The sequence below is a fragment of the Elizabethkingia miricola genome (assembly GCF_001675285.1).
In the GTDB taxonomy this organism is placed as follows: domain Bacteria; phylum Bacteroidota; class Bacteroidia; order Flavobacteriales; family Weeksellaceae; genus Elizabethkingia; species Elizabethkingia miricola.
Genome location: NZ_LSGQ01000028.1, coordinates 108,785 through 131,248, shown reverse-complemented (window position 1 = coordinate 131,248; position 22,464 = coordinate 108,785). Strand labels below are relative to the sequence as shown.

The following is a 22,464-nucleotide window of genomic DNA, read 5'->3' as shown; positions in this document are numbered from 1 at the left end:
CAACTTTCGGAGGAAAAGTTCGGATTATTTGTCCTATAAATATTATTAGGTCTATTTGTTCTTATTTCTCCGGATACAGGTTTAACTAAATTTTATTCATGAATAAAAAACTATTTGTAATCGGAGCTCTTCTTTTTGTTGGTTCCGGCTTATATGCTCAGGAAGAGAAAAATGGCCAGATTGAAGAGGTAACCATTGCTTCTAAAACGTCTCAGAAGCTTTATAAAACAGGTAAAAATGTTACCCTTATCACCAATAAAGATCTGGAAAAATATAAAGGACAAAACCTTAGCGATGTATTGGATCAGGTGGCAGGATTCCAGATTACAGGTAATTTTAATAACGCCTCCGAACCTAAAATAATGAGGGTAAGAGGAGGTAAAAACGCTAATATAGTTATACTATTAGATGGAGTTCCGTTAAGAGATGTTACCGGAAATGACTATACTGCAGCCGATCTTCGTTTGTTAGCTCTGGAAAATGTAGAAAGCATTGAGATACTGAATGGTGCTTCTTCTGTATTATACGGTTCTAATGCTACAGTTTCTGTGATCAATGTAAAAACAAAAAAAGCATCGCAAAAAGCTATTGAAGGAGCTCTTACTGCAAGAGCCGGGTCTTATAATACATATGCACAAGATGGAGCATTAAGAGGGAAAATTGACAAATTTAATTATCAGCTCAATGCCTTCAATGAAAAATCTCAAGGCTTGTCTTCTGCTAAAGGTGACAGCACCTTTGATAAAGATGGTTGGGAAAAACAGAACCTTTCCGCTGGTATAGGTTATTCAGGAAATAATTTTGATGTTAATATTAATGGAGGATGGAATCATAATCTCTATTTATATGATACAGGAGCTTTCACTGATGGACAGAACCGTGGAAACGACAAACAGTTTTATGTAGGCGGTAATGCTAACTACAGATACCATAATGGTAAAATAGTATTCAATACCCGTTATACGGATGTAGACAGGTTAGGGCAAAGTATAAAAGGAGCTTCTTATCAGGATCAGTTTTCATACAATGGGAAAAACTTTATTGCAGAGCTTTACAACAATTATAAAGTAAATGATTACTTTAATTTTACTGTAGGTGTACAATATGAAGATCAGAGAATGGGATCAAAAAGTCTTCCATATGGTAAGGATAATATGGAAGAAGTCCTGAAAAGCGGTGATACAAAACTTCATAGTTTTGATGCTTACGCAAATTTCAATGCAAATTATAAAGGATTCAATTTAGATGCAGGCGTCAGAATGACTGATAATTCTAAGTTTGGTAACCACTGGATATATAGTGTAAATCCATACTATTTGAAAGAATTTAATGACACCTATTTCAAAATCGGATATTCTTTTGCTACAGCATTTATTGCTCCTACCCTCTATCAGAACTATGGATCACTTCCTTGGACTTTACCAAACCCTGATCTAAAACCAGAAAGAAACCAATCCCATGAAATTGATTTAAGTTTTGGTAAAAAAGACAGAAGCCTGAACTTTAATGTAAGCTTATTCCAGAGAAAAGAAAAAGATGCTTTCGCTTATGTATCTAATCCTGATTATACGGGAAGCTTCCAGAATATAGACGAAAATAAAGTAAAAGGATTTGAAGTTGGTTTCGACTATCAGATCATTGATATGGTTAAATTTGGAGGGAACTATAGTTTTGTAGAAAAAGATAAAGAAGCAACAATGCTGCGCCAGCCAAAACAAAGAGTTAACTCTTATGTAGAGGTGAAGCCTTTTGCATCAACAAGAATTACCGTTTCTCACCAGTTTGTAGGTAAGAGAAATGATGCATATTATGACTCTGTTTCATTTAGTACCAAAAATGTTAAAGTAGCCGATTTCAATTTATTCAACCTGAACATCAACCAGAAGATCGTACATAATATTGATGCTTATCTTAACATCGGTAATCTCTTCAATAAAGATTATGTAGATGTAATCGGTTATACAACTAAGAACAGAAATTATACATTAGGAGTCTCTTACAGATTCTAATAAAAGATACCAAATCATCTATCCTCGGCCGTGTATAAGCTTGCTTATCACGGCCCTTTTTATAACCGGATATTGTGATCGCTATTATTAGGACCAGATGAAGTTTGCAGAAACTGTTGCTGTTCTATTTGTGCCGCCAGCTCATCTCCTATCTTTTTGTCCATTTTTACTTTTTTTATTGCCAGATTAAGCTCGTTACCAAACAAAATAAGAATGATATTCAGGTTTACCCAGATCATAACCAGTATTATGGAACCAATAGAACCGTATAAGAAGTTATAACGCGCAATATCCCGTACATAAAAGGCAAAAACATAAGTAATAAAACCAAATAGCAAAGTACTGAAAATAGCCCCCGGAATAGCCTCACTGAATCTTTTAATTTTAAGGCAGCCTACCCAGTAAAATAAAGCCAGCAAGATGAAATAGAATAAAGGGAATGATATGAAACTGATAATCTTTGTAAGATTGTTCACCAACCAGGAAATACTGTTTACCGGATTGAAAAGTTTCATTACAACCTCTGCGTAATAAATTCCCAGAAGAGACAAAACAGTAATGCTTACAAAAGCAATTGTTATGAGTAATGCAATTCCATAGTTTCTGAAAAAAGTACGCTTTACATCTGTATTCAGATTAAAACCCATAATGAGGGCATGTGTTCCGTTTGTTCCAAATATTAAGGCGAGTATAATGGTTACAAAATTACTGATGCCTTTAAGGTTAGGAATAAGTGTGTCTTGGAGATATTCTGTAACATAAACCTTTATATCAGCCGGTAATATATTGGCCAGCATAACATCGAATATATAAAACTGGAGCTTATCGTAATGCGGCAGATATGGAAGAATTGAAAGCAGAAATAATAAAAAAGGGAAAAGACTTAGGAAAAAAGCCCATGATATTGCTGCAGCTTGTCTGATAACAGGATTTTTAAAAATTCCCTCTCCATAGATTTCAAACATTTTCAACAGCGAAATACCTAACATAGGCAGGTGTATGCTATCGAGAAAATCACGAAATCTAATGATTAATTGAGGCGTTTTTAAAGGCATTCATCTATATTTGCAAAAGCAAAGATAATAAAATGCGTATAAGTTTAATATGTATTGGCAAAACGGATGATGCTGAAATTAAGAAACTCATTGCTTATTACATTCCGCGTCTTCCGAAACATTTCAATTTTGAATTCATTGAAATTCCTGACGTTAAAAATGCCAAAAACCTTACTGATATTCAGTTAAAGAAAGAAGAAGCTAAGTTATTCCTTAACTATCTGGATAATACAGATACTGTTGTATTATTGGATGAAAAGGGAAAACAGTTTACATCCCGTGAATTTGCATCCAAAATAGATAACTGGATGAATATGTCTACCCGGCATCTTGCATTCCTTGTAGGAGGAGCTTATGGGTTTTCTGAAGAAATCTACAGCAGAGCTCAGGAAAAAATTTCATTATCAAAAATGACATTTACCCATCAGATGATTCGTTTGTTCTTTGTAGAACAGATTTATCGTGCTTCTACAATTCTGCAAGGAAAACCTTATCATAATGATTAATAACCTCTAGGATATAAAAACTAAAAAGGTTCTTCAAAGCGAAGAACCTTTTTTATATTTATTATTTTTTGCTCACGTATCTCAATGCCAGTGTAGAGAATAAACCTCCCAATAAGAAGCCCATTAAAGCCCCAACAGCGACATCTCCAGGAAAATGAACTCCTAAATAGATTCTGCTGTAAGAAACCACTACTGCCCATAAAAAAAGCAAGTAAGGCAGGAACTTATAATTTCTCCCGATAAGGAAACTTAAAAATGTAGCCAGAAAAAAAGTGGTACTCGCATGTGCAGAGTAAAATCCATATTTTCCGCCACAGGTAACCAAACGCATATGATTAATAAGTTCCGGATCGTGACAAGGTCTTAGTCTCAGGAAACCATATTTAAAAATATTGGCGATCTGGTCGCTTGCTGTAATTCCGACAGCTATAAAAAGAAGGATAAATAAAAAATTCTTTACAGAATATTTCTTATAAACCAGAAACATTAATAAAAGATACAGAGGTATCCAAACCAATGGTTTGGTCATATAGATCCAAAAAGAATCAAAACCTGGTGATCCAAGACCATTTAGGTATAGTAACAGCTCTTTATCCGAATGAATGATTTCTTCCATATTCTATCGGCTTACCGGACCAACATGTTCATCGCTTAAAGGATCAACTTTTTTCTCGGCTGAAGCTATTTGTTCGGTTTCTGTATGGGCTATTGTCTCTGTAGTTTTTTCCGGAGCCGGAGAAGACGTATCAGCTGTATGCTGATCCATTGGATTTACAGAGTTTTTCATATCCTCTATCTGCTTTTGTACATCATTAAGCGGATTAATATCGGTAACAGTTTGCTTTACTTTATCAATCTCTTTTTTGATGTCTGAAATCGGATTATCAGCCTCCTTCATAATCTCCGTTTTAATATCCTCCATCGCACCTTTCATTTTACGGACACCTTGTCCTAATTCGCGTGCGATACTCGGTATTTTATCCGGTCCAAATAATACTACGATGACTAATGCCACCACTAACATTTCTCCTATGCTAAGTTCCATAAATCAAAATTACAAAAGATATTCTTAACCTTGCTGTTTTTAAGTTTAATTTCAGCAATTTTATTTCTTTCTAAAGTTAAAGTAAGCAATTATTGCCCCCATTCCCAACATTATAAACGCTAAGAAAAATGGAGCTCCCGGAAACTGAAAAGGTGCCTGATCATGCGTAAAGTAGAAAAACAGGTTTGTCATTAATGGTGGCCCTACAATAGCAGTTGCACTCATAAGACTGGTTAATGCTCCCTGTAACTCACCTTGTTCCTGTTTGGATACGTTACCGGTAATTACAGACTGCAATGCAGGTCCGCAGATACCACCTAAACAGTAAGGTACTAAAAAGGCAAACATCATCCAGCTTTCAGTAGCAAAAGCAAATAGTAACATTCCTATTGCATATAATCCAAGTCCGTAATAGATACTTCTTTCATTTCCAATTCTAGGATTTATCCAGCGTATTAGTAGCCCTTGTACAAGTCCTACTAATAAACCAATAAGTCCAAGAGATAATCCTACTTCTTTTTCTTTCCATCCAAACATGTACATGGTGAAATAAGACCAGTTACTTTGTACCGCATGTGCACCAATATATATCAGAATAAGTACTAATATCAGCCCCGACATTTTAGGATGCTTCTTCAGCATAAATAATGATCCTATAGGGTTAGCTCTTTTCCATTCAAATTCTCTCCTGTGATCTTTATCCAGAGATTCCGGAAGAATAAAGTAACCGTATATGAAATTGATTAAACAAAGAACTGCCGCAGCGTAAAAGGGAACTCTGGAACCAAACTGTCCTAAAAGTCCGCCTAATACAGGTCCGATAATGAATCCCATCCCAAAAGCAGCTCCAATAAGCCCGAAATTCTTTGCCCGGTTTTCTTCTGTACTAATATCGGCGATATAAGCACTGGCTGTTGTAATACTTGCTCCCGTCATACCCGCTATAACACGACCGATAAATAACCAGATAATATTTGGAGATAATGCCAGAAATACATAATCTATCGCAAACCCCAATAAAGATATCAGGATAATGGGACGTCTCCCGTATTTATCACTAAGGTTGCCCACCAGAGGAGCAAATATAAACTGGGTAAATGCATAGGCAAAACTTAGCCAGCCTCCATATTTTGCGGCTTCACTGATATCACCATGAATAAGTTCTTCTATTAGCTTTGGTATAACCGGGATAATAATACCCCATCCTGTTATATCGATAAGCATTGTGATGAATATAAAGCCTATCGCGGTGTTCGTCTTTTTATTTTCCATAATTTAAAAAAGCGCAACAAAAATAATGAATTGTTACTGTAATATTGTTTATTTTAAAATTAATAATAAAAAAAGCCCCGAATTTCGGGGCTTTTTATTATTTGTTTATCTCATGTACTGGCGGGGCGTCTTTTTTTCGTCCTTTCAAACAGTCATAAGCAATTGCTGATGCGATGAAGATGGATGAATAAGTACCGAAACCAATACCGATTAATAATGCAAACATGAAGCCCTTCATATTATCACCTCCGAAAAGGAAGATCGCAAGGATAACCAATATCGTAGTGAATGAAGTGTTGAATGTTCTACCCAACGTGCTGCTGATGGAATCATCAAACAGACCTGCAAGGCTGATAGATTTTCTTTCTCTAAGGTATTCACGGATACGGTCAAATACAATTACCGTATCGTTAATGGAATATCCTAATACTGTTAATACAGCTGCAATGAAATCCTGGTTGATCTCCATATTGAATGGCGCTACTGTGTAGAATAAGGAGAATACCCCTAAAATTACTACCGCATCGTGGAACAATGCCACAACAGCACCAAGAGAGAATTGCCATTTTCTAAATCTTAATAAGATGTAGATGAAGATTCCCGCTAAAGCAGCAAGAACTGCTAATGTACCGTGAACCTGAATGTCATCTGCTACTGTAGGTCCTACTTTCGTAGAAGAAACGATTCCTGCATGTCCGACATCAGAACTTTTGAAAGCTTCGAATGTTTCGTTAGCCGGAAGGTGTTTCTTTAATCCGTCGTATAATTTATGTTCAATCTCAGAGTCAACAGTTGTGTTAACGTCATCAATTTTGTAGTCAGTTGTTATTCTAAGCTGATTAGAGTTACCAAATGTTTTAACATCTACAGCTTCGTTTTTACCGTCATTAGTTTTAAATATCGGAGCCAACTCTTCCTGAATATCGGAAGCCACAACCGGCTTATCAAATCTTACAACATAACTTCTTCCTCCTTTGAAGTCAACCCCAAATTTGAAGCCTTTTGTAACGATAGATGCGATACAGATAATCATCAATATAGTAGAGAAGATGTAAGACCATTTTCTTTTCCCGATAAAGTCGATCCAGATATTTCTGAAAAGATTTTTTGAGAAAGATGTCCATACTGAAATCTCTTTACCTTTTCCAAGTCTGCTGAAGATCATTACTCTCGACAATAGTACAGAAGTAAAGAACGTCATCAGAATACCGATAATTAAGGTTACAGCAAATCCTTGGATTGGTCCTGTACCGAAAATATATAATACAACAGCTGTTAGTAATGTTGTTGCGTGTCCGTCAATAATCGCAGATAAAGCGTGCTTGAAACCATCGTTGTATGCTTCACGGATTCCTTTTCCTGCAAATAATTCTTCTTTGGTTCTTTCATAAATGATTACGTTCGTATCTACTGCCATGGCCATGGATAATACGATACCCGCGATACCTGGTAAGGTAAGTGTAGCATCGATAGAGTCCATAATACCGAACACGTAGAATAAGTTAATAATCATCGCAATTACCGCATAAACACCAGCCATTCCATAGTAGAAAATGATATATACCATGATAAGGGCAAACGCAATAATGAATGACATAACACCAGCGTTGATAGATTCAGCACCTAATGAAGGTCCAACAACATCTGCCTGAACAATTTTTGCAGTAGCAGGAAGTTTACCTGAGTTTAGTACATCTACTAAATCTTTAGCTTCGTCCTGACTGAAGTTACCTGTAATTACAGATTGTCCGTTAGGAATTGCTGTATTTACATTAGGAGCAGTATATACATTGTCATCCAGAGTTACAGCGATTGGTCTTCCGATGTTTTTCTCAGTAAGTGTTTTCCATACTTTAGTACCATCAGAATCCATTTGCATTCCGATTTCAATTCTTCCGATCTGGTCGTAGTTAACACGTGCATCTTTTACAGCACCATCAAGCGGAGCTTTGTTGTTTGCTGTTCCACGGATTGCATATAATGTCAGATTATCCGGAGTATTAGATTCAGGTTTTGCAGCCCACATAAACTTTGTAAATCTAAGGTTAGCCGGACGCGCTTTAATAGCCTGAGCACTGTTTAATAATTTATTTACAGTAGCTGTATCAGAAAGTTTAACGTTACCTACTCCATTCTGTCTTGCACCATTCTGCATATCCAGAGTATTGATAAGATTCATATTCTTATTAACACCAATAGAATCTCCTTTTGTCATTACAACAGAAGTAAGTTGTTGGAAATACGGAGCAACTTCACCTGCAGTTTGTACTTCCCAGAATTGTAATCTTGCAGAAGTCTGTAGTAATTTCTTTACTCTGTCAATATCTTTGATACCAGGCATTTCAACCAAGATACGACCTGTTCCAGGTACTCTCTGTACGTTCGGTTGTGTTACCCCTAGTTTATCAATACGCGTACGGATTACTTCAAAAGCTGAACCTACAGAGGCATCAATTTTCTTAGAAATAATCTTTTTTACTTCGTCATCAGGTGTATTGAATTTAATCTGATCACTTAGCTTCTGAGTACCGAAAACTTCAGGGTTAGAAAGTTTTACATTTGTCCCTTTTTCCTTGTTTACAGCATCAAACTGAACAAAAAAGTTATCGATGTATGTCTTAGTAGAGAACTTTTGTGCAGCATCTGTTCTGTTCAGAGCTTCTACTAAAACTGGGTTTGTGGAATAATTCGTTAAATCATTAACCAGGTCTCTTTGATTAATTTCCAACAAAACGTTGATCCCTCCTTTCAAATCCAGACCAAGTTTCATTTCTTTTTCCTTGGCAGAACGATAATCCAGTTTTGTGAAACCCAGATTAAGCGTGTCTTTGGACAACTTTTCTAATTCCTTTTTGTACTTAACTTCATTGCCTCCGGAAAGAGCTTGTGCCTCTTTCTCAATTCTATTCGCATAGAAACTCGGCAGGAGTTCATTAATGCATATCAATCCGAGGATGATTGCAATAGTGGTAATGAGTCCTTTTCCTTGCATTTTTTTATGATTTAACGACTATTTTTCATTGATTATAAGGCGCAAATATAATGATTTTTAGTAAATTTTAACAATTTTCTTTTTAACTGCTCTCAAGTGCGGTAAGAATGTAAATTTGACAGTAATCTACACCTGAAATTATAAGAGTAATAATAATTCTGTCTTAATTATCTTTATTTTTGCCATTAATACAAAACCAATGATGTCTAAAAAAATCTTTTTATTCTTTTTTATAGCTTTTTTAGCTACCAGCTGTCAGGAAAAAGAAGAGAAAAAGCATCCACATACACCAGTTGTTATAAAGAATGATGAAAAGCCAATTGTAAAGCAAAAAACAGATATTAAAAAGCTAAAACAAAAAGCAGAAGAAGCATTATTATACAACAGACAAAATAAATTTAATACCGATTTCTGTATTCTGATAGACATGAGTATGCATTCTGGCACTAACCGCTTTTTTATATGGGATTTCAGGGAGAATAAAATTGCTAAAGAATATCTTGTAGGACATGGTTGTGGTGCAAATAGCTGGTCTTCTGATGAATCTGCAGCTAAAGCTGAATTTAGTAATGAAGATGGAAGTCACCTGTCCTCTCTGGGAAAATATAAAATTGGTGCTCGCGGATACAGCAATTGGGGTATTCATGTAAAATATCTGATGCATGGACTGGAAGAAACAAACAGCAATGCTTTGAAACGCGTTATTGTATTTCACTCGTGGGATAAAATGAGTGATGAAGAAGTTTTTCCTAAAGGCAGTCCGGAAGGCTGGGGATGCCCTACAGTATCTAATAATGCAATGAAAATTATTGATCTTAAATTAAAAAATTCTGCAAAACCTGTATTAATGTGGATTTATAGCTAGTTCTGCAGAATTAATATGCTAGTTTCTTATTTCGCGATATCATCATCGCCAAGAAGCTTCTGAATCTTTTATATTGTCATGGAGAATATCCTTGTTCCCGGTTGTTTTCTTAACATTCTCAGGTCAAATGTCATGGTAACATTTCGGGTAAAGGCTCTTCCCTCTTCAGTTATTTTTATACCATTTTCAGACAGCTCAACCAAGCCATCTTTCTGCATTTCCTGTAATTTGTCCATTGCATTTTCAAATTCTGGAAAAGCTGTTTCTGCGTCCCATGATGTTTCCAGTCTACACATCAGATTCAGAATATGCCTACGGATAATAAGATCTTCTTCATTTAATATATGTCCTTTTACTACTGGGAATTCTCCGTTATTTACCATCTGCTCATAACCTTCCACTGTTTTTTCATTTTGCGCAAATGCATACCAACTGTCGGATATTCCGGACATTCCTAAACCTACCATTAGCTGAGTTTTAGAAGACGTATATCCCATAAAGTTACGATGAAGCTTCCCTTTCTTCATAGATTGATAAAGATCGTCATGTGGTAATGCAAAATGATCCATTCCTATTTCGAAATAACCCAATTCTTCCAGTAAGCTTTTACCCTCTTCGTATAATCTGCGTTTCTCATCACCGGAAGGCAAATCATTTTCATCAAAGCCTCTCTGCCCTACACCTTTGATCCATGGAACGTGTGCATAAGAATAGAATGCTAATCTGTCTGGTTTTAGCTCCAATGTTTTACGAATGGTATTTTCCATGCACTCCCAGTTTTGGAAAGGTAAACCAAATACCAGATCGTGACTGATTCCTGTATAGCCAATTTCACGAGCCCATTCTGTTACGTTTTTTACATTTTCAAAAGGCTGTATTCTGTTGATGGCTTTCTGCACCTTTTCATTATAATCCTGTACACCAAAGCTTACTCTTCGGAAGCCCAGATCGTAAAGTGTTTTAAGGTGGTCATATGTTGTATTATTCGGATGTCCTTCAAAACTGAATTCAGGATGTTCCGCAATTTTTACAGTTTCAAAAATTCCGCTGAGAAGTTTCTTAAGATTTTCCGGAGAAAAGAATGTAGGAGTCCCGCCTCCTAAGTGAAGTTCTTTTAGCTTCGGTTTCTCGTCGAAAAGATTCAGATAAAGCTGCCATTCTTTCAGAACAGTTTCCAAATATGGTTCTTCTACAGAGTGTTGTTTTGTAATTCTTTTATGGCATGCACAAAAAGTACACAAAGCCTCACAAAAAGGAAGATGAATATATATACTGATCCCTTCTTCCGCATTAGATTCTTTAAAAGAACGTATCACCGACTTCTTCCAACCCTCTACAGAAAAACTTTCAAGATCCCAGTAAGGAACGGTTGGATAAGATGTATAGCGCGGGCCAGGTATATTGTATTTATCTACTAATGAATTCATGCTGCAAAATTACAAAATATAACAGGCTTTTGCACGGAATTTTAACCAAATTAAAATCAGGTTTCTGTATCCCTGGTTTCATTAATAATTCTTTCTGCTTCTGCGGCATCCTCTTCAGCAACATAAAGTATGTAATCCTGATTAATTGGCATCACAGAAAGATTGTTTACAAATTCGTTTTTCACAAAGCTTTCAATACCATTAGCAGCAAGTTTACCTTTAACAATTTCAACCTGAAATAATATGTTTGACTGATATATTCTAATAAATTCTCCCATAAATAATTACATAAAGTTATCTAAACTAAATTTAAGAATAAAAATCAGAACTTGATAATCCAAAATAAAACAGTAATTGATATTATTAATGTAAAAATGGTTATCAAGCATACCATTTTTTATCAGAGAATTTGTCGTTGTTATATAATCTTTAATTTTTTTATTATTTTAATTTCGATGAGTTCTTCTTTCTGATTATGTTTAAACTGCACACATGCTAACATAAAACTAAATGTTGATAGAAAGAAAGTTAAAGTTGTATATTCTTTCATACTACTCTCATTGTAATTAATTATACATTTTTCTCCTCAAAAAAGAATTAATTAGACACAGCCATCACAATGAGTTCCCCATATTTTTTTATGGCCCCTTGCATGCTAATGTCTTCTCTACCTATTTGTAAGGGTATTTGACGAATTGGATTTTGTTTAACATATAAAGTGATACTTGTAGGGTTTTTACCATTGGATCGCTCTCGCTTGTATTCTTCATTTGAAACAAATTTTATTACAAATGTAATATCTCCAACTTCTGGCGAATCAGGTATTACCATTATCATTTTCATATCTGGAAATTGTTTAAGCACCTCTGATAAAGGTCTTTCCCTATAATTTAAATCATTATTAATTACCTTTGCTACTGCTTCGGCCTGAGGATTTTTAACTTGAGCGTTTGAACAACATGAAAACACAATAGTTAATATTAATATTAGTTTTATATAAATTTTCATAAGATCTTATTTAATTATTACAATTAGTTTGGTTATATCCCGAATCAAGCCTTACAGCTCCAATTTTATTAAAATTACCTGTATTATTCTTTTTTGTAATAGCTACACCAGCATTATACTTATCTAATATATATGCTGTGGCTATTTCCAAAGATGTTTTACTAGCATTACTATAACCATCATTGGTTGAAATATCTTGCCACTCTGTTTTTAAATTTCCCGGAAAATTAGTAAAAACTCTATTAGAATCAGATCTCCTTTCAGGAGGATACATTTTAAGAAAACTTTTCAAAGCATCTATATCCGTTACTATTAATGCATATTCTGTACCCTGCTGAGTGTATATATATTTAGTTCTGTAATTTTGAAAGGATTCAGCCATTTCTATTAACCCATAAACGTCCCCCGGGGAAGGAGGGATATCCTCATTATGATTATGAATATCACCAACAGTACTGGAAGTGGCCTCACCTGTAACATTTCCAGCGTTACCATCGAAGGTTTTCCCTTTAGAAAGTTGTCCGTTACTATTTTCAATCATTGTTGTGTGTTCTTTTTTAGCATCAGCAGGATCATTGTTATAAGCATTTTGGGTTGCTTCTTTAGCGCTCTGTACTGCAGCATTTTTGTAATTTTCTGTTGCCTTCTTAGATGCTGCAGATGCTTTACCACATAAATCTTGAAGGCTTTCACCAGCTCCACCACCTCCGCCATTAGGATCAATACAATTGGCATGTTCTTGACAACCGCCACCGCCACCACCTGGTCCTGATGGGTTTGTTGTTCCTGGATTAGGCTTTGGTACGGTAATAATAACATCTGGAATACTACAATCGACCCATTCACCATCTTCTTTTCTACATCCTAATCCTGCAATAGGATTAATGCTTGCACTAAGTGCTAAAGTTTTAAATTTCCGTTGAAATTTATTTAGTGATTCTTGAAACTCAACTACATTTAGTTTATACAACTCATCTTGTTCATTATAATTATGGTATTTTACATAAGTTCCTTTTTCAGTAAGGCTTGCAGATACTAACCCAATAACTCTATTTCCTTGGACTTTTGGAAATACAATCCACTTATCTCCGTTTTCTTCTGTAATAATTTGAGATTTGATATTAAACTCAACATAGGATTGTCCATCTTGAGTGACAGAAGTGGTTTTATCTGCATTTGCTATAGTCCCAATTATTGGTTTATTATTAACGCCAGATAAGTTGGTTTTCTGCACTCCATAATATCTTTTCATCAGAAAAGCAAAACCATCAGCATAATTAATTGGTTTTCCATTTTTTTGAACAAAAACAGAGAAACGTAAATCTTTTTCTTGCTGTTTCTGAGTAAGTCCATCTTCGGTTCGGCAAGATGAAAGTAAGGATAATGCAAAAACTCCCCACAATGGAGCAAAGAGTATTTTTTTCTTCATACTTTTTGTAATTTAGTATTTTCAATTGTTATAAATATATAATAAAAATCTATATCTACATTGCATTTTTCCGTAAATTCATATAGAATTAGCATTATATTCTTTTTATAATTAGTGTAATACTATAGTCACAATAACTAGAAATTTATTAGATTAAAGCGATGAAATAATTACTTAACTTCTAATTTTTAAAACTCATCAATTCATTTTCAAAGCAATATTTACACATATTTTCAAACTTTAATCTACATAAACTACACCTTCTTTCTAATCAGGAAATAGACCGGCAGTCCCAAAAGAAGGAGAATAAATCCCGGCCACGTATAATTTGGTTTGTAAATAATAAGCAGAACACAGAACATAATTCCGATAACGAGGTAAAGCAAAGGTGTTACGGGATATAAAAAAGTTTTGTAAGATCTCGGAATAAAAGGCTTTTTAAATCTCAGCCAGATTACGGCAAAAACAGTAAGCATATAAAATAATACGATAACAAAGGAAATCATATCCAGAATATCTCCATATTGTCCACTAAGGCACAATAATGAAGCCCATATTCCTTGTAGCCATAAAGATTTCTCCGGAACGTTATTTCTGTTATTTTTAATAGCTGAGCTAAAAAATAATCCGTCTTTAGCCATTGTCTGAAATACTCGGGCTCCGGATAGAACAAGTCCGTTGATACAACCAAAAGTAGAAATCATAACGAGAACCGCCATAATAATGGTTCCGGTATTTCCCATAATCTTTTCTGCAGCAGCAACAGCAACACGGTCATTGGCTGCAAAAGCGATTTCATCACGGGATAATGCACTTAGATAAACCACATTACAGAGAAAATAAAGTATGATAACAGATGCTGTACCAATAACCATTGCACGGACTACATTCCTTTTAGGATTTTCGATCTCCCCAGAAACAAAAGTTACACTCTCCCATGCAACGCTACTGAAGACAGAACCTACCATTGCTGCTGCAATTCCGCCCAAAATAGCTTTTCCGCTAATAGGCATCCACTCTTCTCCTTTCAGATTCTGAAAAGCCTTTGTTCCAATATTTAAATTTTCGCTTAGGTGTGAATCTTTAATAAAAATAAGCCCCAGAACAATAAGTCCTAAAAGTGCTATAATTTTTGAAGCTGTAAAAACGGACTGTATTATTTTCCCACTTTTGATACCTCTGGTATTGATATAGGTAAGCAACAGGATAATACCAATACCTAAAATCTGAAGCCAGGTAATCTTAAAACTACCTTGTTGAAATAAAGGTGCAGCATCATTGAGCTGCGGAATAAGATAGGCTGTAAATTTACTGAATGCAACAGCTACCGCAGCAATAGTTCCGGTTTGTATAACTGTAAATAATCCCCATCCGTATAAAAATCCTGTAAGCTTGCCAAAAACTTCGGTAAGATAAGTGTATTGCCCTCCGGCTTTTGGGAAAATAGCGGATAATTCCCCATAGCATAATGCCGCCGATACCGTAATAACACCTGTGATAAGCCAGACAACTAATAGCCACCATCCGGATCCGAGCTGCCTCATAATATCGGATGAAACAATAAAAATTCCGCTACCGATCATAGATCCCATAACGATCATAGTGGCATCCCATAGTTTGAGTTTTTGCATAGTTTAAATTTTGATCCCAAATATATAAATAATGCAAATTGAAAAATGAAAAAGCTGCAAAATCTTGCAGCTTTATATAATAAATTGAAAAATATCGACTAATAAGTACAGTAACCTTAATTAATTTTGGAAAACGTTCCGTTCAGCTCAAATTCTAATTTAAGCCCGCTTTTTAGTTTTACTTCATACTTACCTTTTTCACGGCTTACCCATACAATAGGGTCTCCTTTGTAGTTAGAATTTGTATAATTGGTTAGAGATCCCGGAAGAAATCCTGTAGAAATGGCATTACCTTTACCATCTACTTCTTCCCATTCACCATCATTGTGAAATTCTACTTCTACTCCGTTACTATATTTTACAGTAAAGTCTACATCATTAGGATTTTCTGCATTTTTAATATAAATAAATGGCTTACCACTGATGTATTTATTCAGGAAATCCTGAGCATTGGATGGAAGTTGTGCTTTGGTAATGGTTTGTTTTTGTGCGGCTACCATACCTACAACAACTATACCCGCCAATACCATTAACCTTTTCAGATAAATCATTTTCATAATACTATTTATGTTTTAATCTTAAAAATAAAGATAGCTTTTTTTTCTAAACACTAAGGCTGTCTAAACTCAAACTGTGTAATAAGTAACAAATTTTAAACCATAAAGGATATAATAGAAAAAATGAATGGCTTTCAGCTATGATTTTTTAAACCTATAAGGTTCCAAACTTAAGAGAAATCAGAAAATTAGAAATATATGTTAAATAATAAAGCCCCTCGAAAGGGGCTTTATATATGAAGCTTTATGATTAAAATTAATCCTTAGCCATTCTTTCTGCACGTTTTCTTTCTTCTTCGCTAAGAATTTTCTTTCTCATACGAATGAAGTTAGGTGTTACCTCGATACATTCATCATGTTGGATATATTCCATACATTCTTCCAATGAGAATAAGATTTTTGGAGCAATACCACCATCTTTATCTTTTCCGGAAGCACGCATGTTGTTTAGCTGCTTAGCTTCAACAATATTTACAACAAGATCTCCTGGCTTATTTTGTTCTCCTACGATCATACCTGCGTAGATTTCCTCACCCGGATCTACGAAGAACTTACCTCTGTCTTGTAATTTTTCAATAGAATATGCTGTTGCTGGTCCTTGTGTCTTACTTACCAATACACCATTGTTTCTTCCCGGAATAGCACCTTTGAAAGGCTTATACTCTGTGAAACGGTGTGCCATAATAGCTTCACCTGCAGTTGCTGTAAGCATTTGAGAACGCAATCCGATAAGACCTCTTGAAGGGATTTCGAATTCCATATGCTGCATTTCACCTTTAGTTTCCATAATGTGAAGGTCACCTTTTCTTTGTGTAGCAAGATCGATAACTCTTGAAGCAAATTCTTCAGGTACATCTACTACTAAAGATTCATAAGGCTCGCATTGTACACCATCAATTTCTCTAAGGATAACCTGAGGCTGACCAATTGTCATCTCATAACCTTCTCTTCTCATCGTTTCAATAAGAACTGATAAGTGAAGAATACCTCTACCAAATACAAGGAATGTATTCGCGTCACCTGTCTGCTGAACTCTTAGTGCTAAGTTTTTCTCTAGTTCTTTTTCTAATCTTTCTCTAAGGTGGTTAGAGGTAACATATTTACCATCTTTACCGAAGAAAGGAGAATTGTTAATAGAGAATGTCATGTTTAGTGTAGGCTCATCGATAGATGTTCTTGGTAATGGTTCAGGATTTTCAAGATCTACGAAAGAATCACCAATCTGGAAAGCATCGAAACCAACTACAGCACAGATATCACCTGCCTGTACTTCACTAACTTTCTTCTTACCTAATCCTTCGAATACATATAATTCTTTAACTTTTCCTTTTACAATTTTGTCGCCTTCCTGTGCAAGACCAATCCATTGACCTTCTTTAAGACTTCCTCTTACAACTTTACCAATTGCAATTCTACCTAAGAATGAAGAGTAATCTAAAGATACAATCTGCATTTGCAGGTTACCTTCTTCTACTTTAGGTTCCGGAACATATTCCAGAATACCATCTAATAATGGTAAAATGCTATCAGTCTGCTCTAAAGAGCTATTGAACCAACCTTGTTTAGATGATCCGTAGAATGTAGGGAAATCTAACTGCTCTTCAGTAGCATCTAGGTTGAAGAATAAATCGAATACCTGGTCATGAACTTCTTCAGGACGACAGTTTGGTTTATCTACTTTATTGATAACCACCATTGGCTTCAGTCCAAGCTCAAGAGCTTTTTGAAGTACAAAACGTGTTTGTGGCATCGCTCCTTCGAAAGCATCAACCAATAGTACAACACCATCTGCCATTTTCAATACACGCTCTACTTCACCACCAAAATCGGCGTGACCAGGAGTATCGATAACGTTTATCTTTACATCTTTATATGTAACAGAGATGTTTTTTGATAAGATGGTAATACCACGTTCTCTTTCCAGATCATTGTTATCCATGATAAGCTCTCCGCTTTCCTGGTTTTCTCTGAAAATGTGGGTTGCGTGGATAATTTTATCAACCAGGGTTGTTTTACCGTGGTCAACGTGCGCAATAATTGCAATATTTCTAATTTGCTGCATAAAGGATTTTTACGGACGCAAAGTTACGATTTTTCTATTTTTTATTTTTAGTATGAATGAAATTTATTTTTACAGTCTAAAAAAAATCATTAAACATTTTATTATCAAACGCTTGACAATGTATTTGATTGCCTGAACTTGGGTGTTTCCAGAAGCGTTGCAGCAAAAATATCCTCCTGATTTGTCAATCATTTTGTCAGATACTCTTAGGAGAAATCTATTTTATTATAACTTGTTTTTCTTTTTTTATTTGGGAGAATTAAATAAAAATCCAGATAAGTACGGATTTATTCAATTCTTTCTTGAGTCGATTTCGTTTCGAATATTTTTCAGATTTTTTAGGTTAAGTGTAACAATCGGAAATAGTGCCAATGCCACAACAAACAATGGTGTAAATCCTTTCTTTATGGTAATATAGATTGATAATACAAATAATAATGTTAAAAGTCCAATAAACACACTTGTTATAAGCTTTGTTACTTTTTCTTTCTTTCGTAAATCATCTGTACTTAATTCACTTAAATTTTCGTTTTTCATGGCTCTATTTCTTAATTTTTAACTGAATATAAACTTAATTATAATAAATGTAAGTGCTATTGTTTTTTTTAATAAAAAAGCACTCAGTATAATTCTGAGTGCTTTATAAAATTTTAGAGCCTGTTTAAATTTTAATTCAAAATAATATTAGACTTCGACAGGCTCAGTCTGACAGTCTTAAAGGAATATTTTTTGGATGGGCAATGTCACTCTGAGCTTGTCAAAGAGTATTTAAAACAGGCTCTTATATAAGTAATATTATAGATTACTTTCCACAGCACCTATCTTTTCACGATACAAATCAACAGGTTTATCCAGGAGAACAGCAATAACAGTAAGATTTTTGTCCAATCTTTCTTTTGGAACATCAATATAAACAATACCCGGAACTGCACTCCAATATAATTTGTTATAAATACGGTGTGGGATGATGGATCCTTCTCCGGCAATTCTTATTCGTGAAATGTTATTTTTCAGTCCCTTCAATGCTATTGGCCCTGTAGGTGTTCCTTCCACAAATAAGTAAAGTGTTTGTTTATCTTTCGACAATGCACTCATCCCAGAATAATGTCCATCCGGAAGACCTGCTCCTGTTTCATACAGAGCTTCAGCATTTTTACTGATCCAGTTCAACACCTCAGGATTTGTTTTGGATGTTTTCTTTATTTTCATATCCATTCCGTCCTGTGTAATTCCTGCATTGTTGAGGAGATTAGTGCCTTTATGCAATTGATTGGCTATTTCGTAAGCAGATTTCTTTGCCTCCGGATTTTCCAGTACATTCTGAAGAGCAGGTACAGGATCTGTTATTTTGTCTGTTACTTTCACCAGCTCATTAAAGTTAAGCTGTACAACAGTTACATCTTTATCAAACTGCGTATTTGCAAATGAAAGTGTAAGGTTTCCGCTTTGATCCTGGTTATAATTTATTTTAGCATTGGTATCTCCGATAACCTGTGCAGAAACAGGAGCTGAAATTAGCCCATAAATTTTCGCAAAATCTTTTGCCTCTTCCAGATACAGGAATAGCTTTTTACCATCAACAGACAAAGAAGATTTTCCTCTGTAGTTTGCAAAAGGCAGACCCTGACGGGTTGTGTATATCGCATCTGAATTTTTCTTTGTCCATCTTCCAAGGTTTTCAAGGATTTTAACCTGTTCTGCAGGAATGCTTCCATCTGCCTTTGGTCCTATATCGATAAGGAGATTCCCCCCCATACTGATTACATCAGCAAGCGTTCTTACAATCATATTAGGTGATTTGTAATTTTTATCGAAAGGCTGATATCCCCAGGAGTCATTCATTGTATAACACAATTCCCAATATTTACTCTGAGGAGCTACTACAGGTATCCCCTGCTCCGGCGTTTCATAATCGCCGTGATTATTCAAACGCGAATTAATAATAATATTCGGATTATATTTTCTGAGGTTAGCTAGTGTTTGCGGTGCCTGCCATTCTGCTGAAGTATGCTCCCAATCCCCATCAAACCATATTAAATCAGGTTTAAACTGTGTCGACAACTCGCTTAGCTGTCCCTGATAATATTTAATAAAATTCTGCCAGCGTACAGGATCCTTAGCAATATCATAACGCTTCTTTGTACGCGTATTAACGTCGTAATAAGGATGACTCCAATCCGGAAGCGAATAATAAAGTCCTGTTTTCAATCCTGCTTTCTTTAAGTCAGCCACAAAAGGAGCAATCAGATCTTCTTTAGCTGCAGCATCTTTAAAACTGGTAATAGCTTTATCCGATTTCGAATTCCATAGAGAAATTCCGTCATGGTGCCTTGTTGTAATCACTGAATATTTGGCACCGGATTCTTTAATCAGTTTTATCCATTCATCCGGATTATAGCGGGAAGCATTGAATCCTCCCAACTGCTTCATATAATTATCATGATTGATGTAATTATTAAAAAAAGACCAGGATTCTGATATTCCGTTTACAGAATAGATTCCCCAATGGATGAATACCCCTAGTTTGGCATCCCGGAACCATTGCATTTTTGCTTCATCGTTGTTCTTCTTTTCCTGTGCTGCTATACTACCTATACTAAGGCTTAATAACAGTAAGCTGGTAATTCTGTTCTTCATGGTTTTACTTTTTCTGCCTAAAAATAAGCAAAATAAAGGGTTTACAAAGTATTTTTACTTGATGAGGCTTGATAAACCAACTTTTTAGATAAAATTTCCAATTTCATTATAGCCTGATATAGAGTATATTTGCCATAAATCAAACGAAAAAACAGATGAAGTACCGGATCACATTAATACTTTCTTTATTATTTGCCCTGAATATTTTTGCGCAAGAAAACAAAAAAGATCCAAGATATATCCAATATGCAGGTGGATATGGCAGTAATGATGGTGTATACCTTTTTGATGATGGTACTTTTATTTTATATGGATATGCCACAGCTGTATTTGGTGAATATCGTTTTGATAAAGACATATTGCTTTTCTTTCCGGAAAAACGGGAATTGTTTGAGGTATATGCTACACAGAATAAATCCTTAGGCTCTGATATCAGGATTAACTACGCAGGGTTTGAAAGAGGAAATAAAACACTAATCCGGTTTAACAATGCTAATACTGTACAAAATATTTTTAATGACAATCCTAATTGCTTCTCCGGGCCTTTTGTATCCGAAATGCAGAAAAATATAAAAGAATTTACACTTTACAGCCTTGCTGATAAGGAATTCAGCGATATGATAAGACCATATAACGCATGGAAGTATAAGAATGATAAAGGCTATAATGATTTCATATTTGTTTATAACCAACCAAGACCCGAATATGAAAATTTCAGCGGCATAATGCAAACTAATGAAAAAGGAACAACGTTAAAGCTATCTAACTTCGGTGGAGAAAATGGCTATCTAAAATATGAGGAAAAACAAAGCCAATGGAAAGAACTTCTGGATATGAAGAACAGCTATTCGAAATACAAAGAGAAAAAAGAGGACTATATCATTGCCAATAAACATTATAATGTAATTCCTAATCCGGACATGTCAGTTTATAATTATGACTCAGGTTCTAATCAATACATTGGTAAGAATATAGATGAAAACGCGGAATATTATAATGATAACCCGTTTATTGATCCTCGTTATGTCCGGAAATTCTCAAAAACACAACCGGAAACGAGATCCTATAGCAGAATATTAGAAAAAGAGATTCTAAACTCTACAGTATTTTTCAGCAAATGTAATGATGCTTCCGATAAAAGCTACCGTTACAAAGGCCTGCCAAAATCCGGATTAGAAACCCAATACGAAAAAATCCCTCTGACAACTACTCCGCCTCCCCCAATGCCGCTTGCTCCAGTAAAGAAATAATACTGATACAAACACAATCAAATTGATACATTTGTTTATTATCTTTATTCAATCATGAATAATTCAAATGGAGAATAATCAATACTTTCAAAAGCTAGCTGATAAATTACCGGAAGATGGTAAGAATGAATTTATTGCAAAATTAAATGACAGGTGTGAAATCCTTCTTCTGGATAAAAATGAATCTTTAATTACCTTTCAGTCCAACAATCGTAAAATTTATTTCATTGCTGAGGGGAGTTTTGTTCGTAATATCATCACATCAAAAGGAGAGGAAAAAACAGTAATGTTTCATACTGACAGTTTCTGTGAATTTTTCAAATCTTATGACACCATTTATTTTCATCAGAAAACGGCATATGAAATAATTGCAAACGAAAAATCGGTAGTACTGGCTGTTGATTATGATTTTCTCATGCAAGAGATGCAAAACAACATCAAATTTCTTCAGTTTTATATACATAAGACTGAAGAGCTATTTTTAGCAATAGACCTTTTCAGAAATTTTCAATTAGGATTGACAAGTGAGGAATACCTTAAATGGCTATATGAAAACTACAGTTTCTTGTTACAGCGTTTCCCCGCTCAGAACATTGCCAGCTTTATGGGAATAACAAATGTATGGCTGAGTAATCTGAAATCAAAAATCACTTTTTAAATTAATTTAAATAAAATCATTATTCTGTTATTGAACTTTGCATCGTCAACATAACAAAAAG

At 34.9% G+C, this 22,464-nt stretch carries 19 protein-coding genes; 5 read left to right on the top strand and 14 right to left on the bottom strand.

Features of this window, described 5'->3' with window-relative positions; translation table 11 throughout:
- The first annotated feature begins 98 nt into the window (after positions 1-98).
- The gene (locus tag ATE49_RS13295; RefSeq protein WP_065082587.1) at positions 99-2,009 is read left to right on the top strand and encodes a TonB-dependent receptor plug domain-containing protein; all 1,911 of its coding nucleotides are present in this window, start codon (positions 99-101) and stop codon (positions 2,007-2,009) included.
- A 59-nt stretch (positions 2,010-2,068) separates the two neighbouring features.
- On the opposite strand, the gene ATE49_RS13290 is transcribed toward ATE49_RS13295, so the two are convergent.
- Positions 2,069-3,064, bottom strand: coding sequence for a YihY/virulence factor BrkB family protein (locus ATE49_RS13290; protein ID WP_169817118.1), 996 nt, complete (start codon positions 3,062-3,064; stop codon positions 2,069-2,071).
- A gap of 32 nt (positions 3,065-3,096) precedes the next feature.
- Here ATE49_RS13290 and rlmH point away from each other — a divergent pair, with 32 nt between their 5' ends.
- On the top strand, positions 3,097-3,570 hold the full coding sequence (rlmH, locus tag ATE49_RS13285) for a 23S rRNA (pseudouridine(1915)-N(3))-methyltransferase RlmH (protein ID WP_009093184.1): 474 nt from the start codon (positions 3,097-3,099) through the stop codon (positions 3,568-3,570).
- Positions 3,571-3,631: 61 nt separating this feature from the next.
- On the opposite strand, the gene ATE49_RS13280 is transcribed toward rlmH, so the two are convergent.
- The 4 genes from ATE49_RS13280 to ATE49_RS13265 all read right to left on the bottom strand — a co-directional run bounded on the left by ATE49_RS13280 (position 3,632) and on the right by ATE49_RS13265 (position 8,879).
- Positions 3,632-4,186 (bottom strand): phosphatase PAP2 family protein, encoded by a 555-nt coding sequence (locus ATE49_RS13280; protein WP_059344601.1) that lies wholly within the window; start codon positions 4,184-4,186, stop codon positions 3,632-3,634.
- A gap of 3 nt (positions 4,187-4,189) precedes the next feature.
- On the bottom strand, positions 4,190-4,615 hold the full coding sequence (locus ATE49_RS13275; protein ID WP_034868432.1) for a Sec-independent protein translocase subunit TatA/TatB: 426 nt from the start codon (positions 4,613-4,615) through the stop codon (positions 4,190-4,192).
- A gap of 60 nt (positions 4,616-4,675) precedes the next feature.
- The gene (locus tag ATE49_RS13270; protein WP_065082586.1) at positions 4,676-5,887 is read right to left on the bottom strand and encodes a TCR/Tet family MFS transporter; all 1,212 of its coding nucleotides are present in this window, start codon (positions 5,885-5,887) and stop codon (positions 4,676-4,678) included.
- 97 nt (positions 5,888-5,984) lie between these two features.
- On the bottom strand, positions 5,985-8,879 hold the full coding sequence (locus tag ATE49_RS13265; protein WP_059154058.1) for a protein translocase subunit SecDF: 2,895 nt from the start codon (positions 8,877-8,879) through the stop codon (positions 5,985-5,987).
- 199 nt (positions 8,880-9,078) lie between these two features.
- On the opposite strand from ATE49_RS13265, the gene ATE49_RS13260 reads away from it, so the two are divergent.
- A complete protein-coding gene (locus ATE49_RS13260; RefSeq protein ID WP_081278479.1) occupies positions 9,079-9,744 on the top strand; it encodes a murein L,D-transpeptidase catalytic domain-containing protein in 666 nt (221 codons plus the stop codon).
- A gap of 68 nt (positions 9,745-9,812) precedes the next feature.
- On the opposite strand, the gene hemN is transcribed toward ATE49_RS13260, so the two are convergent.
- From hemN to ATE49_RS13215, 9 genes are all read right to left on the bottom strand, one after another.
- The gene (hemN, locus tag ATE49_RS13255; RefSeq protein WP_065082584.1) at positions 9,813-11,171 is read right to left on the bottom strand and encodes an oxygen-independent coproporphyrinogen III oxidase; all 1,359 of its coding nucleotides are present in this window, start codon (positions 11,169-11,171) and stop codon (positions 9,813-9,815) included.
- 56 nt (positions 11,172-11,227) lie between these two features.
- Positions 11,228-11,449, bottom strand: a complete 222-nt coding sequence (locus tag ATE49_RS13250; protein WP_065082583.1) for a putative signal transducing protein — start codon at positions 11,447-11,449, stop codon at positions 11,228-11,230.
- A gap of 319 nt (positions 11,450-11,768) precedes the next feature.
- Complete coding sequence (locus ATE49_RS13245; protein WP_065082582.1) at positions 11,769-12,179, bottom strand: hypothetical protein; 411 nt, start codon at positions 12,177-12,179, stop codon at positions 11,769-11,771.
- A 10-nt stretch (positions 12,180-12,189) separates the two neighbouring features.
- The gene (locus ATE49_RS20425; RefSeq protein WP_179195565.1) at positions 12,190-13,608 is read right to left on the bottom strand and encodes a hypothetical protein; all 1,419 of its coding nucleotides are present in this window, start codon (positions 13,606-13,608) and stop codon (positions 12,190-12,192) included.
- Positions 13,609-13,862: 254 nt separating this feature from the next.
- The gene (locus ATE49_RS13235; RefSeq protein WP_065082581.1) at positions 13,863-15,239 is read right to left on the bottom strand and encodes an APC family permease; all 1,377 of its coding nucleotides are present in this window, start codon (positions 15,237-15,239) and stop codon (positions 13,863-13,865) included.
- A gap of 116 nt (positions 15,240-15,355) precedes the next feature.
- Entirely contained in the window at positions 15,356-15,796 is a 441-nt protein-coding gene (locus tag ATE49_RS13230; RefSeq protein ID WP_065082580.1) for a PepSY-like domain-containing protein, read from the bottom strand.
- 256 nt (positions 15,797-16,052) lie between these two features.
- Entirely contained in the window at positions 16,053-17,858 is a 1,806-nt protein-coding gene (gene typA / locus ATE49_RS13225; protein ID WP_034868407.1) for a translational GTPase TypA, read from the bottom strand.
- 291 nt (positions 17,859-18,149) lie between these two features.
- The gene (locus ATE49_RS13220; RefSeq protein WP_065082579.1) at positions 18,150-18,395 is read right to left on the bottom strand and encodes a redox-active disulfide protein 2; all 246 of its coding nucleotides are present in this window, start codon (positions 18,393-18,395) and stop codon (positions 18,150-18,152) included.
- Positions 18,396-18,653: 258 nt separating this feature from the next.
- Complete coding sequence (locus ATE49_RS13215; protein ID WP_065082578.1) at positions 18,654-20,495, bottom strand: alpha-L-fucosidase; 1,842 nt, start codon at positions 20,493-20,495, stop codon at positions 18,654-18,656.
- Between the two features lie 155 nt (positions 20,496-20,650).
- Between ATE49_RS13215 and ATE49_RS13210 the strand changes: the two genes are divergently transcribed.
- Entirely contained in the window at positions 20,651-21,745 is a 1,095-nt protein-coding gene (locus ATE49_RS13210; RefSeq protein ID WP_065082577.1) for a hypothetical protein, read from the top strand.
- A 67-nt stretch (positions 21,746-21,812) separates the two neighbouring features.
- Positions 21,813-22,403: a Crp/Fnr family transcriptional regulator gene (locus ATE49_RS13205; protein WP_065082576.1), complete on the top strand. Its 591-nt coding sequence runs from the start codon at positions 21,813-21,815 to the stop codon at positions 22,401-22,403.
- The last annotated feature ends 61 nt before the right edge of the window (positions 22,404-22,464 follow it).